Here is a 12,782-nt window from a genome sequence, read left to right on the forward strand (position 1 = left end):
TCCGACGCTAATAACAACCGCCCACTGAGGCGGTTTTTTATTGCCTGTAATCTGGAGAAATGCCATGTGTGCAGATGACTTAGACAATGCAGCAGAACTAGAAATCCTCAACACAGAGATAGCGCTGGCTAATCGCCCGATACCCGCGCCCCGCTCGGAAATCTGCCTGAATGGCGATTGCGGCGAGCCATCACTTGAAGGGACAAGCTATTGCAGTAAGGAATGCTGCGAGGACCATGCGAGGGAATTGTGGGCGCAGAGACATCGGAGGGTGGCATGATTGAACTCCATTGCGGAGACTGCTTTGACGTTCTGCCCACAATAGCGTCTGGCAGTATCGACCTCGTGTGCGCTGATGTTCCATACGGTACCACGGAGTGCAAATGGGATTCGGTACTCGACCTCGAGCGCATGTGGTCAGAACTTTATCGGGTTGCCAAGGAAAACGCGGCGATCATCATTTTCTCCGCACAGCCGTTCACTAGCGTATTGGTCGCCAGCAACCTGAAACACTGGCGCAGCGAATGGATATGGGAGAAAGGTAATGCCACAGGGTTCCTGAATGCCAAAAAGCAGCCGCTCCGGGCGCATGAAAACATTGAAGTCTTCTATCGCCGGCAGCCGACCTATAACCCGCAGTTCACTCAAGGGCATGAACGCCGCACCAGTAAGCGCAAGTCGGTCAACTCAGAATGCTATGGAAAGGCTTACACTCTGACGGAATACGATTCGACTTCACGGTACCCGCGCGATGTTCAGTTCTTCTCGAGTGACAAGCAGAAAGGAAATTTTCACCCAACACAGAAGCCTGTTGCTTTGCTGCCGTACCTGATTGAAACCTACAGCAACCCCGATGAAACCGTCCTGGATTTCACTATGGGTAGCGGTACCGCTGGAGTGGCTTGCCAGTTATCTAGTCGCAACTTCATTGGCATTGAGAAAGACCCAGCTATTTACCAGGTGGCATGTGACCGCACCGGGTACCGCAACTTAGCAGTTTCAGCAGCCTAACCCCCACCACTAACCTTTATCGCGCTCTGCGTGAGGAGTTGTTATGTCTGAAATGAACTATGACCCGAATCTTGTTTGTTCAGGGAGATTTGCCGATCAAAAGGTAAAGCTAACCTTTGGTCAGTGGGACTATCGCGCTGAAATAATCGCAGAAGTCGGTGGCAATTGTATGGGAATGACAGTTATTGAGTCGGCGGTGGGGGATGCTTATGACCGACTACCAACAGTGCACTCATATAATCTCAAGTATCTGAACCTCCATAATAAAAATGGCGACGTGTTGGAGTGCTCTGACGATGGCGATGAAGGCGAGGACTGGCTCGCCAAGATGCTTGTCGCTGCGGAGATAGTTTCTATCGAGCCAGAGGAATGACCACCACCTGCGACGACCCCATAACGCTAGGCGACCTCATTCAGTGGGGCTCGCTCGCAATCGCAATCATCATCGCCTGGCTATGGCCTGAACCCAAGTAATGTTGCCATATAGCCACATCCCACTCGATTAACCCAATTTGTTGTCATATACCAACATCCGGAGAGAATAATGAAACTGACGGAATTGCGAGACGACTCGCTTGTTGACATGAAATTCATGATGAGCGACTCTGGTTTCACAGACCGCTATTTCTACAAGCAGATTCAGAAAGGCAATCTGCCCCCGCCAAAGAAGTTCGGACGATCATCCCGCTGGGAATTCAAAGATTACAAACTCTGGAAACAGACTTGTTCGAGCTAATGCGAACCGGCCAGAACGGATTTTGCGGGCACAATTGCGGGCACAATTTTTTACCAATTCAGAAAACTCATTTCACATCAAACCCCTGCGCATCGAATTTGGTGTTTGCAGGGGACACCATATAGCCGTTCGCTGCTCTCCTCATCCCCCTTTATATCAGGCAATCGCCGAATCATTGGCACGCAAAGATTTTCGATGAGTGGCGGTGGGTTTAACTAAACCAAGACGGCTACGGGTCTTCATGAGAAATAGAAATGCGCTATCAACTTGTAGGCCGTAGTGCCAATAGCGATTAAGGCTGGAACACCGAGTAAAACAGCCAACTTCGCTTCAGAGATCTTTTTATCAACTGCATCTGTCAAAGGCTTTTTAGCGAGTGACTCTTTGAGACCTTCTAGTTTTTCAAGCACGGCAGCCATGTTTCTATCGATTGATTTTACATCGGCCTTTAGCTCTTCAACGTCACGTCTAATATGACTGACGTCAGATTCAAGTTTTACAACGCGCACTTCAAGCATGTTTCCTCCAGCCTGGTAACTATAATTCTGATCATAAGCAATGCCATCCCCAGGCAGAAATCTACTCCTGGTAAACATGCGAATCCGAATGGACGTTGGATGTGACGCAGGGCAGCTTGCAGTCTTCATCATTCCCTCATATTGGCTTTAGGTCTAATCCCTCAAAAAAGCCAGCGCGCTATACCCAAGCTGAGTCCAGCCGCGCTCATTATTCCACCCAGGATCCATTTGGTTTGTTTGGTCATCTCTATGTGAATTTTGGCGATCTCTACATGAGTTTTAGCGATTTCCTGATGTAAATCGGCTTTCGTTACGTAGTTAGACTTGATCACCGCCAGGTCGGTTTTCACCGTTTCCATATCGGTTTTCAACGTTTTAATATCTGCCTTCATTTCAAATACATCGGCTTCAAGCTTTGAAACGCGCATTTCCATCGTTACCACTCTGCATAAACTAAACATGTAATTATCACATAAAAAACAACATGTTAATGGATGGCATTGTATCTAAGGCGAAGAAAAGTTCATCACAATTAGCATGAGAGTGAATGAATCTGAGACGTTTCTCGAAGGTAGAAACTGGCTGTTTCAGGTAATTACAGCGGAATCAAAGCTGGTGCGCGTTTTGGCGCCATGCGGAAGGGGTGACACCATGCAACTGGCGGAAACGGTTACTGAAGTGACTGGAAGAGTGGAAACCGCAGCGCAGCGCGATCTCGGTTAACGGCAGTGCACTGAACTTCAACAGTTGCAGTGCGGTATCCATACGACGGCGCATCACGAACTGATGTGGCGCTTCACCCACGCTGCTGCGGAACATGCGCGCAAAGTGATACTCACTCAATGAAGCTTCTGCAGCTAATTGCGCCAGCGTCAACGGCTGATCCAACTGTGCATCAATAAAAGCCAACACGCGCCGCAATACCGCGGGGGCTAGGCCGCCGCGCACCTGTGGCGCCTGCCACTGCACTTCACTGTAGCGCTGCAACAGATGCGTCATTAACAACGTTGAGGCACTGCTCAGCATCAATTGATTGGCGGGTTGCTGCCAGTCAACGCTCAGCAGGAAATGGCGATAAAGTTGCGTGATGCGATCGTCGTCGGCAAAGATCTTTTCATGCAGGTTAAGTTGGGCGGGACTGCGATCCCAAATCTGTTCGCCAAGATGACGCAAGTGCTCGTCAGTACAGTAGAGATGTACGAACGACAAATCGGCGCGTAAATCCCAGGTGGATTCAATACCAGAAGGCATCAGGCAGAAGCGATCCGGACCACCGCCGTTGCGCCAACCATGCTGAGTTTTATGCCAGGTGTCATAGCCATCCGCGGTATACAGGCTGAGCGTATGGTGATCGCTAAGATTAGTGACACGATCGCCACTATTAAACCAGGCCGCCAACTTGATGCCACCCGAAAGCTGCACGCTATCGCGCAATTGCGCTTTATGGCGCTGCAGCATGTCGAAGGTTTGATAATCGGGCATCAAAGGCATCCACTCACAGGTTAATAACGCACAGTTTACGGATCTCCACGGCCAGAAAACAGGTCAACGCAGGACATCCGTGTAAAAAGCGCAAGATTTTGCAATTCGCGCGCAACCGCGTGCAAGCCGATGGCCATCATGATCGTCACACTTCAGGCAATGATTTTGCTGGAGAGAATGCGATGAACATTATGTTGTACCTTGCGGTGGTGTTGATTTGGGGCACGACCTGGATTGCGATATTCCTGCAACAAGAAGCGGCTAACACGCCGGTTCTGGTTGCGGTATTCTGGCGCTTTTTGCTGGCCTCAGTACTGATGCTGGTGATCCTGAAACTGATTAAACGTCTGCGCCCGCTGGATAAGCAGGACCATCTTTTCTGCTTGCTTCAAGGTTGCTGCGTCTTTGGCTTCAACTTCGTTTGTTTCTATCATGCGGCAGCGTGGATCAGCAGTGGCCTGGAATCGGTCATCTTCTCCATGGCTGTGCTGTATAACGCGCTCAACAGCTGGATCTTTTTCCGTCAGCGCCCACCGTTTCGCCTGTTGCCCGCGGCCGTGCTTGGTTTGGGGGGAATTGTTGCCTTGTTCTGGAATGACATTCAGGCAGCACACCCGGCTCCGCAACTGCTGTGGGGCGTTGGGCTGAGCGCGTTGGGCACGCTTGGATTCTCTTTGGGTAACATGATTTCGACTCGCCATCAGCGCCGTCAACGTGATGTGCTAACCACCAACAGCTATGCCATGTTATATGGTGCAATTGTTATGGCAATCATCGCACTATTGAATGGCGATTCATTAGCGCCTGCGCTGAATTTGCAGTGGCTTGGTTCGATGAGTTATCTGGCCATTTTTGGCTCTGTGCTGGGATTTGGCGCTTATTTCACACTTGTCGGTCGTATCGGAGCCAGCCAGGCCGCCTACTGCACACTGCTTTTCCCATTGGTGGCACTGACGTTGTCGACCATTTATGAGGGATATCAGTGGCACAGCAATGCCATTGTGGGTCTATCGATGATTCTGATGGGGAATATGGTGATGTTTGTGCGCTGGCCCACGGCACGCAAATTACGCCTGGCATGAATAGCGAGAGCGGGCATTGCGCCCGCTCTTTGGTCCTCTAGCGCCAGCCCTGAACGCCGATATTGAGCTGGTGAGGTTTATTGATGGCTTTTCTGGCAATCCAGTAAAGCAGAACGCGTTCATCATCTCTGTCGCGATCGGCCATAGCCAGTAATTTCAGCGACAGCGTGGATTTATTCACAGGCTGATGCTCATCGCTTAACTCGATCACCGCCTGACCGATGATGCAGCAAACTTCATCCTCGCTTGACGCGGATTCATATGCTCGGTCTGTCATATTTCCTCCTATTGAGTGAATCTTAAGCATGGCAAAAAACGGTCATCTTGCAGCGAAATCGGCACGCTTATAACACCTGGTTACACATGCTTACCCATGGCAACCGCTACGCTTAAATTGACACCGCTGTGACCCAATGCCATTCATACCCGTATTACTGCATTTCATTCCTTCATCCTGTCTCTTGATGCCCTGCTTCGCCCCACGCGCGCGTAAGCTGCCTATTATCGCTGCAGATTCCGCATTCCCTGAGGGGAGAGATAACAATGAAAACAGAACTATCCGCGCAGTTGCAGCGCACCCGCATGCTTACCCTTATCGGCACCATCATCACTCAGTTTGCACTGGGTTCGGTTTACACCTGGAGCCTGTTTAACGGCCAGTTGGCGCATAAGCTTGATGCGCCAATCAGTCAGGTTGCCTTCTCGTTTGGTTTACTCAGCCTGGGCCTGGCGATTGCATCGTCACTGGCGGGAAAATTACAGGAGCGCTTTGGTGTGCGTAACGTCACCATCGGCGCCGGGATTTTAATGGCGATTGGCTTTTGGCTGACCGCTCATGCCGATAACCTGATGATGCTGTATCTCAGCGCCGGCATCCTGGTCGGTTTAGCGGATGGCGCAGGATACCTGATGACGCTGTCAAACTGCGTGAAGTGGTTCCCGGAGCGCAAAGGATTAATCTCCGCCTGCTCGATTGGCGCTTACGGCTTAGGTAGCCTCGGCTTCAAATTTATCTGTGGCGCGTTGCTCAGCACTTACGGTCTGGAGAACACCTTTATGATTTGGGGTGTGCTGGCGATGAGTATGATCATTGTGGGTGCGCTGATGATGCGTGATGCCCCTATCCAGCAAAGCAGCGGTAACGCGAAAGTGCTGGAAAAAGATTACACGCTGGCGCAATCCGTGCGCTTGCCACAGTACTGGATGCTGGCACTGATGTTCCTCACTGCCTGCATGAGCGGACTGTATGTGATTGGCGTGGCGAAAGACATCGGCGAAGGGATGGTCCATTTGACCACGCAAACCGCTGCTAATGCCGTGACTGTCATCGCGATTGCTAACCTGAGTGGCCGTCTTATTCTCGGCGTACTCTCCGATAAAATGGCACGTATTCGCGTCATTTCACTGGCACAGATCGTTTCACTGGTGGGCATGAGCATTTTGTTGTTTACCCGGATGAATGAAACCACCTTCTTCCTGTCACTGGCCTGTGTTGCCTTTAGCTTTGGTGGCACCATCACCGTGTTCCCTTCCCTGGTCAGCGATTTCTTTGGTCTTAATAATCTGACGAAAAATTACGGGCTGATTTACCTGGGATTCGGTATCGGCAGCGTGATGGGTTCACTGGTGGCTTCCGTGTTTGGTGGTTTTACCGTGACCTTCAGCTTGATCATGACACTGCTGGTGATTTCACTGGTGTTGTCGCTCAGCATCCGTCTGCCAAATCGTCAAAACGTGACTGAACCTTTGCTGCATAATTAATCTCAACAGATGCCGCATCACTGTGCGGCATCTATTTTCTCCATCTTTTCTGCGTAATGTTTTAAGAGTTGAGAACGGCTGTTATTTAGGATTGCATTTCAGACTATTCGCGTTATTATCATCAGGCATTCGGTTTTATCTGATTGGTTTATTTCCCGCCTTGACGTTTTTAGCTTTAAATTGACATATCTGGTAATAGATCCAGAAATAACTCTACATTTACTGCATCTTCACTCCACTTTTCCCCGGTAATCTGGCTTCATTGGAAAAGAGGAGGACTCTCCATGAAAACACTTATTAAAGCTGCTTCGGTTGTTGCCATTATGACGATGTTGAGTGGTTGTATCGTTCATGACGGATATGGTCGCGGACCGGGCTGGGGCCACGGTGGCGGCTGGCATCATGACCATGGTTATCATGGTCGCCATTGGTAATTGGGCAAAGCACACACAGCACATAATAAAAAAACAAAAAGGGCGGGAATTTATCCCGCCCTTTCTTTTAGCTTTTTACCGCGTAATTACATTGATACCAGGCTTTCTTTAATCCGGGCAGATGGCTGTCCTGTGCCGGCAGCGATTCCACTTTATCAAATCCACGCTGGTTACAATAATTCGCCAGATCGACTTCCATCGCATCTTTATTCAACGTTTGCGGGTCATAACGATATTGCACGGTATTTGAGCTTTTATCTTCATCGACACGTTCAAATCCACCGGGTTTGCTGACACTACAACCGGCCAGCATAAAAAGCGCGAGTGCGCTAATAAGCATTTTTTTCATTAGGGTGTCCTCTTCCAGGCGAAGCAGTCTAAATGCCAATGCCGCACGCATCTATAGGAAACTGGCGCGAAATAGTCATTTTTAAAAAGTTTTTACCAATCAAATCAATAAAACCAAATGGTTTTTCATATCACTTAACCGATGCCATGATGCTTTAAGACAGCACGAAGTCTGCACCACACCAGGTGACACGAGAAAAAAACGGAAAGTGACCTTTATGCCCGCGCTGAGCGGGCTTTTTTTTACGCGTAAACCTAACCGGTAAGGCTGACCATCTTACGCAAAAGGTTGGCGGACTGTTTGGCAGGCAATGCGAGAATGCCGCTGTAAAGATCAATCGACATGGCACACATGGCGCTGCGATCAACGGCAGTATCAGCAGGCATGTTGAGTTGCTGAAGTTTATCACCCCACTTGCCGTAAAGTTTCTCCACGACGCTCTGCAAATCACGTTGTGCGCCCTGCTGATCAATCGGTCGCTCTTCGCCTGTGCTGTTTTTCAGGAGCATATCTAAAGCCAGGGCATCTCGCTGGTACAACGTCGGTGACAGCGCTTGTTGCAAATTGATGCCGCCATTTACCTGCGGGTAAAGGAAGCGGAAGCAGCGTTGTGGCTCCGGCTGCTGCAGTGCCTGCATCTCCTGCACTGACACACGCAAATAATTGAGCAGCGTCTCGTCATCTGCACGCGCCATACGCTGATTAACCAGATCCATCAGCCATCCACGTAACTCGCCCAGCGCCTGGTCAGCAGGCACGCCTTCCATACGCTTGTGCAGTAACTCGCGATTAAGCATTTGCCACAGCGCCGGCTCCTGTGTTTTGAGCTGACGATAGCCGGGTGCGAGGCTTAACTGATTTGCCACCTCGCTTTCCAGCGCCTGTCGCTCCTGACGTGGATGTAACCAGCTAAACCACAGCATGTTCGCCAGGATTAACGGCAGTAAAAACAGCACTAACCCCTGCCATAAGCGGAGTGCCGTGGTGCGGATCAGAACGATGATAATCACCGCCAGCAGCGCAAACGCCGCCAGCGTGATAGGTAAGAGGGAAAACATGGAGCGTGATTAATCCTTGCGAACGTCAATCAGAACCGGGCAGTTGGCGCGCTCAATCACAGCCGCACTCACCGAACCTTTAAGTAAGCGATTAAAAGGAGAAAGATGACGGCGACCGATGATGATCATGCTGGCCTTCAGTGCATTGGACTGCGCCACAATGGTTTCCGCGGCTTCACCGGCCAGAATCAAACCTTTGGCAGCCACACCAGCACGCAGTAGCGGGGCCAGCGCGTGACGCACCACCATTTCAGCGGTATTTTGTTCATCTTTTGCCGCGACGAAATCATCTGGATCTTCGCCCGCATCGATTTCGATCGGCTGATTGCAGGAGGAATAAGCGGGATCAACACAGCACAACACCGTGACCTGAGCCTGTTGCGCCAGCGCCTGTTCAATGGTTAACGCGATGACTTTTTCTGCCACCGGTGAATTATCAATGGCCATCAGCAAGGTTTTCATCAGTTGGTTATCCTTCCACAGCGGTCATTTTGCCAATTTCGCGAATCAGCGCCTCTTTGCATTTCATGATTTCATCACGATAACGCGCTTCCTGTTTATGAAAACGCGCCGTCGGCACCAGCAGCGAAATGGAGAAGCGACCGAATAGCGTGTCAATCGCCACCGCCATGGTGGAAATTCCTTCCAGTGTTTCGCCACGATCAATGGCCAGACCGCTGTTACGCACCTCAGCAATCAGCTCCAGCAGTTGTGGCAAAGTTTTCACCGTCATTTCGGTCAACTCTTTATACGCTTCGCCGACCATCACGCGCACATCTTCATCACTTTCCAGTGCCAGCAGTGCGCGACCGCCTGAAGTGCTGTAGAGCGGGAGATTCAAACCGATGCGTGGCACCACGCGCAATTCCCGGGATGCCACCACATAGTGAACAATCGCTAACTGCGTGCCACTGGCGCGTGCCAGCGAAACGGTTTCGTTGATGTCGGCGGAGAGTTGTTCCAGAAACGGACGGACGATTTCGACCACATCACTGTGCACGCTGGAGATCAGCTTGAGCAGTGCCGGTCCCAGACGAAGCCCGCCCGCCCCGCTGCTGCGCACCAGTTGCGCGCTATCCAGCGCGGCGATAATACGCTGCACCGTTGAACGTGGCAGATCGACCACCTGCGCAATTTCGCCCAGACTCATGCCGCCCGGATGTTCACCCAGCGCATTCAGAATTTTTGCCGCACGCGCGATGACCTGAATGCCACCCGCTTTTTCATCCTCACGGCTTGAGGGAAGTTCAACCATTGTGCGTTCCTTTTTGGCCTGCCCTACTTTAGCGCGAATGACCGCACTTTTACACCCTGTATCACATTGCAATACATCATACCGAGATGTAAGATGCGACATGTATCACATCGCAATACACTGCATCAATAATAAAACGAGACACCTGTTATGAACGCCCAGCCTGTTGCGGCTCCGGCTCCCCATCCGTTTACCCTGCGCCTGGCGCTGGGATTGGTTGGCGTGCTGATTGCTGCGCTCACCTCCGGATTAAATGACCGCGTGACGGATATTGCGTTGGCGGATATCCGTGCCGCCATCGGCATTAGCTACGATCAAGGCAGCTGGATCATTTCCGCTTATCAGGCGGCAGAAGTGGCCGCGATGATGATCGCGCCGTGGTTTGCCGTGACCTTTTCCCTGCGTCGTTTTGCTCTGGCGGTTTCCGCTGGCTTTATGCTGTGCGGTTTGCTGCTGCCTTTAATGCCGAACGCCACGCTGTTTATTGCGCTGCGCGTGATTCAGGGTCTGTTTGGCGGTGCATTGCCACCGTTACTGATGACCGTGGCACTGCGTTTTCTGCCGCCGCCAATCAAGCTTTATGGCCTTGGCGCCTACGCGCTAACCGCCACCTTTGGACCCAATCTCGCCGCCACGCTTGCCGCTTTCTGGACCGATGAAGTGAGCTGGATGTTCGTGTTTTGGCAAGTTATCCCGTCAATGCTGATCGCCATGCTGTTGATTGGCTGGGGCTTACCTCAAGACCCGCTGCGCTTCGAGCGTTTTAAGCAGATAGACCTGTTCGGCATGCTGACCGGTTGCTCAGGCATGGCGCTGCTGATTCTGGCGCTGACGCAAGGGGAACGCCTTGACTGGCTCAGTTCACCGCTGTTTGCGGCGCTATTATTGAGCGCGCTGGCATTGCTGACTGTGTTCTTTATTAATGAATGGTTTCACCCGTTGCCGCTGTTCAAATTGCAGATGCTGCGCCGTCACAATCTCGCACACGGTTTGCTGGCGCTGGCGGGCGTGTTGATTCTGTCGCTTTCCGGATCCGCGCTGCCCTCCGCCTATCTTGGCCAGGTAGAAGGTTTTCGCACACTGCAATTCGCGCCGCTGGCGTTAACCATCGGCTTGCCGCAATTACTGATCGCCCCACTGGTGGCAGCACTGCTCAATATCCGCTGGATTGATTGCCGCTGGATGCTGACTGCTGGCGTGACGCTGCTGGTGATCTCCTGCCTGATGGGCATGAACATTACCAGTGACTGGGCGCGACAGAATTTCTGGGTCATCCAAATTTTGCAGGCTTTCGGTCAACCGATGGTGATTCTGCCGGTGTTGATGAGCGCCACCAGCGTGGTTGCGCCACCGGAAGGCCCATTTGCCTCCGCGATGTTCAATACGGTGCGCGGTTTCTCCAGCATTGCCGCCAGCACCCTGGTGGAATGGTTTATCAGCCACCGGGAACAGTTTCACTCCAGCGTGCTGGTGGGCAATGCCGCCAGTCGCCCCTGGCTGATGACCGCGCCCAGCAGCGCCCAATCCAGCAGCAGCTTTCCTTTATTACCGGATGGCAGCGCCAGTAGCGCAGAGAACCTGAGCGGTTTCGCGACACTGCTGAAGCATCAGGCGATGGTGCTCAGCCTGAGTGACTGCTACCAAATGCTGATTGGTTTCGCCGCCCTGCTTTTACTACTGACTGCCTGGTTGCCAAAACGTGTCTGGCCGCCACAAACCCTGATTCAACCTGTTACGACGACGTCGAGATAACTGATATGCAAGCTTTTGCCTTGAAAAGAACGGTGCTGTTGAGTGCCCTATTAATCGTGTTGCTGGCCATGGCCTTTTTTGTCTGGTCATCAATGACCGGCAACGATCATCGCACTGATGATGCCTATGTAAATGCGGATTACACCCTGGTGGCGCCGAAAGTGTCCGGCTATATCGCCAGTGTGAATGTGCAGGATAACCAGCGAGTGAAAGCGGGTGAACTGCTAGCCACGCTTGACGATCGCGATTACCGCGTGGCGCTGGAAACGGCGCAGGCGAATTTGCAGGTCAGCGATGCCAAACGCCTGAGCAGCCAGGCTCAACTGGAGCAGCAGCAATCAACCATTGATGAAGCCAAAGCGACCCTGGCGGCGAGCCAGGCGTCTGCGCAATACGCAGGACAGAGTGCGGCGCGTTATAACCAGCTGTATAAAAGCGGCACCATTGCCGCAGATGAGCAGCAGAAAGCCAGTTCAACCCAACGTTCAGCGTCTGCTGCTGTGCGGCAGAGTGAAGCTGCACTGGCTGCATCGATGAAACAGGTTGGCGTGTTACAAGCGGCCGTGCGTCAGGCAGAGGCCGATGTGACAGCAGCGCAGGCCAGCGTGGATCAGGCGAAGTTGAATCTCTCTTATACGCGGATTGTGGCACCGGTAGACGGTATGGTGGGTCAGCGTTCGGTGCGATTGGGCGCTTACGTTAGCGCCGGAACGCGTTTGCTGGCGGTGGTGCCCTTGCAGCAAACCTATATCACCGCCAACTATCTTGAAACTCAGCTGGCCGATGTGCAGCCGGGACAGAGAGCGGTGGTGAGAGTCGATGCGCTGCCTGGCAAGACCTTTACCGGTCATGTTGACAGCATTGCACCGGCGACGGGCGCGACCTTCTCCGCCATTTCACCGGACAATGCCACCGGTAATTACACCAAGGTGGTGCAGCGTTTACCGGTGAAAATTGTGCTGGATGCCAACCAACCCGATTTGGCACAACTGCGTGTGGGCATGTCCGCGATACCGGAAATTGACGCCCGATGAAAATGTGAGCAATCTCTCAGAACTGGCCTATTTATTTTCGGATCGATTGCGCGTAAATTAGCGCTCGATCCTGTTCTGAGTTCGCTTGGAACCACCTGAGAAGAAAGCGTGCAGCGGTTATGAACTTCACCTTTCTCTTATTCTGTTCGGGTTACGCTGGAGTGGGATCACCAGCATGGTAAGCGCTCAGAGGAGTCGTTTTGTGAGATATGCTTTGATGGGAGTTTCTTTCTTCCTGTTAATCTGGGTAGGCACTTTCGTGCTGATGCTCAAATAAATCCTGCCAGGCGGGGCGACCAAAGTCGCCCTT

General features: G+C 51.9%; 17 protein-coding genes. 9 read left to right on the forward strand and 8 right to left on the reverse strand.

What is annotated here, in order from left to right; genetic code table 11:
- The first annotated feature begins 276 nt into the window (after positions 1-276).
- The 3 genes from H7A81_RS01615 to H7A81_RS01625 all read left to right on the forward strand — a co-directional run bounded on the left by H7A81_RS01615 (position 277) and on the right by H7A81_RS01625 (position 1,747).
- Complete coding sequence (locus H7A81_RS01615) at positions 277-1,011, forward strand: site-specific DNA-methyltransferase (RefSeq protein ID WP_182056554.1); 735 nt, start codon at positions 277-279, stop codon at positions 1,009-1,011.
- Between the two features lie 43 nt (positions 1,012-1,054).
- Complete coding sequence (locus tag H7A81_RS01620; protein ID WP_255478866.1) at positions 1,055-1,384, forward strand: DUF5406 family protein; 330 nt, start codon at positions 1,055-1,057, stop codon at positions 1,382-1,384.
- Between the two features lie 171 nt (positions 1,385-1,555).
- On the forward strand, positions 1,556-1,747 hold the full coding sequence (locus tag H7A81_RS01625) for a hypothetical protein (protein ID WP_182056555.1): 192 nt from the start codon (positions 1,556-1,558) through the stop codon (positions 1,745-1,747).
- Between the two features lie 239 nt (positions 1,748-1,986).
- On the opposite strand, the gene H7A81_RS01630 is transcribed toward H7A81_RS01625, so the two are convergent.
- The 3 genes from H7A81_RS01630 to H7A81_RS01640 form a co-directional block, all read right to left on the reverse strand.
- The gene (locus H7A81_RS01630; protein WP_034825194.1) at positions 1,987-2,265 is read right to left on the reverse strand and encodes a hypothetical protein; all 279 of its coding nucleotides are present in this window, start codon (positions 2,263-2,265) and stop codon (positions 1,987-1,989) included.
- Between the two features lie 161 nt (positions 2,266-2,426).
- Positions 2,427-2,699, reverse strand: coding sequence for a hypothetical protein (locus tag H7A81_RS01635; RefSeq protein ID WP_034825196.1), 273 nt, complete (start codon positions 2,697-2,699; stop codon positions 2,427-2,429).
- 172 nt (positions 2,700-2,871) lie between these two features.
- Positions 2,872-3,747, reverse strand: a complete 876-nt coding sequence (locus H7A81_RS01640) for a helix-turn-helix domain-containing protein (RefSeq protein WP_097116541.1) — start codon at positions 3,745-3,747, stop codon at positions 2,872-2,874.
- Positions 3,748-3,929: 182 nt separating this feature from the next.
- On the opposite strand from H7A81_RS01640, the gene H7A81_RS01645 reads away from it, so the two are divergent.
- Positions 3,930-4,829 carry a DMT family transporter gene (locus H7A81_RS01645; RefSeq protein WP_034825280.1) on the forward strand — a complete coding sequence of 300 codons (900 nt, stop codon included), beginning with the start codon at positions 3,930-3,932 and terminating at the stop codon, positions 4,827-4,829.
- A gap of 37 nt (positions 4,830-4,866) precedes the next feature.
- Here H7A81_RS01645 and H7A81_RS01650 read toward each other — a convergent pair whose 3' ends face one another.
- Positions 4,867-5,106, reverse strand: a complete 240-nt coding sequence (locus tag H7A81_RS01650) for a hypothetical protein (protein WP_034825199.1) — start codon at positions 5,104-5,106, stop codon at positions 4,867-4,869.
- A gap of 266 nt (positions 5,107-5,372) precedes the next feature.
- Here H7A81_RS01650 and H7A81_RS01655 point away from each other — a divergent pair, with 266 nt between their 5' ends.
- Entirely contained in the window at positions 5,373-6,590 is a 1,218-nt protein-coding gene (locus H7A81_RS01655) for an MFS transporter (RefSeq protein ID WP_034825201.1), read from the forward strand.
- Positions 6,591-6,874: 284 nt separating this feature from the next.
- A complete protein-coding gene (locus H7A81_RS01660) occupies positions 6,875-7,024 on the forward strand; it encodes a hypothetical protein (RefSeq protein ID WP_166934934.1) in 150 nt (49 codons plus the stop codon).
- Between the two features lie 67 nt (positions 7,025-7,091).
- On the opposite strand, the gene H7A81_RS01665 is transcribed toward H7A81_RS01660, so the two are convergent.
- The 4 genes from H7A81_RS01665 to H7A81_RS01680 all read right to left on the reverse strand — a co-directional run bounded on the left by H7A81_RS01665 (position 7,092) and on the right by H7A81_RS01680 (position 9,686).
- Positions 7,092-7,373 carry a lipoprotein gene (locus tag H7A81_RS01665; RefSeq protein ID WP_038645632.1) on the reverse strand — a complete coding sequence of 94 codons (282 nt, stop codon included), beginning with the start codon at positions 7,371-7,373 and terminating at the stop codon, positions 7,092-7,094.
- A 254-nt stretch (positions 7,374-7,627) separates the two neighbouring features.
- The gene (locus H7A81_RS01670) at positions 7,628-8,431 is read right to left on the reverse strand and encodes a hypothetical protein (protein ID WP_058959045.1); all 804 of its coding nucleotides are present in this window, start codon (positions 8,429-8,431) and stop codon (positions 7,628-7,630) included.
- A 9-nt stretch (positions 8,432-8,440) separates the two neighbouring features.
- On the reverse strand, positions 8,441-8,893 hold the full coding sequence (locus H7A81_RS01675) for a universal stress protein (RefSeq protein WP_034825207.1): 453 nt from the start codon (positions 8,891-8,893) through the stop codon (positions 8,441-8,443).
- A gap of 7 nt (positions 8,894-8,900) precedes the next feature.
- Positions 8,901-9,686 carry an IclR family transcriptional regulator gene (locus H7A81_RS01680; RefSeq protein WP_034825209.1) on the reverse strand — a complete coding sequence of 262 codons (786 nt, stop codon included), beginning with the start codon at positions 9,684-9,686 and terminating at the stop codon, positions 8,901-8,903.
- A gap of 150 nt (positions 9,687-9,836) precedes the next feature.
- Between H7A81_RS01680 and H7A81_RS01685 the strand changes: the two genes are divergently transcribed.
- From H7A81_RS01685 to ypdK, 3 genes are all read left to right on the forward strand, one after another.
- Positions 9,837-11,438 (forward strand): MFS transporter, encoded by a 1,602-nt coding sequence (locus H7A81_RS01685; RefSeq protein WP_034825211.1) that lies wholly within the window; start codon positions 9,837-9,839, stop codon positions 11,436-11,438.
- 5 nt (positions 11,439-11,443) lie between these two features.
- Positions 11,444-12,472 carry an HlyD family secretion protein gene (locus H7A81_RS01690; protein WP_058959049.1) on the forward strand — a complete coding sequence of 343 codons (1,029 nt, stop codon included), beginning with the start codon at positions 11,444-11,446 and terminating at the stop codon, positions 12,470-12,472.
- Positions 12,473-12,674: 202 nt separating this feature from the next.
- Complete coding sequence (ypdK, locus tag H7A81_RS01695; RefSeq protein ID WP_100701370.1) at positions 12,675-12,749, forward strand: membrane protein YpdK; 75 nt, start codon at positions 12,675-12,677, stop codon at positions 12,747-12,749.
- Positions 12,750-12,782: the final 33 nt, after the last annotated feature.

The sequence above is a fragment of the Pantoea sp. ME81 genome (genome assembly GCF_903970985.1).
Lineage (GTDB): Bacteria > Pseudomonadota > Gammaproteobacteria > Enterobacterales > Enterobacteriaceae > Pantoea > Pantoea communis.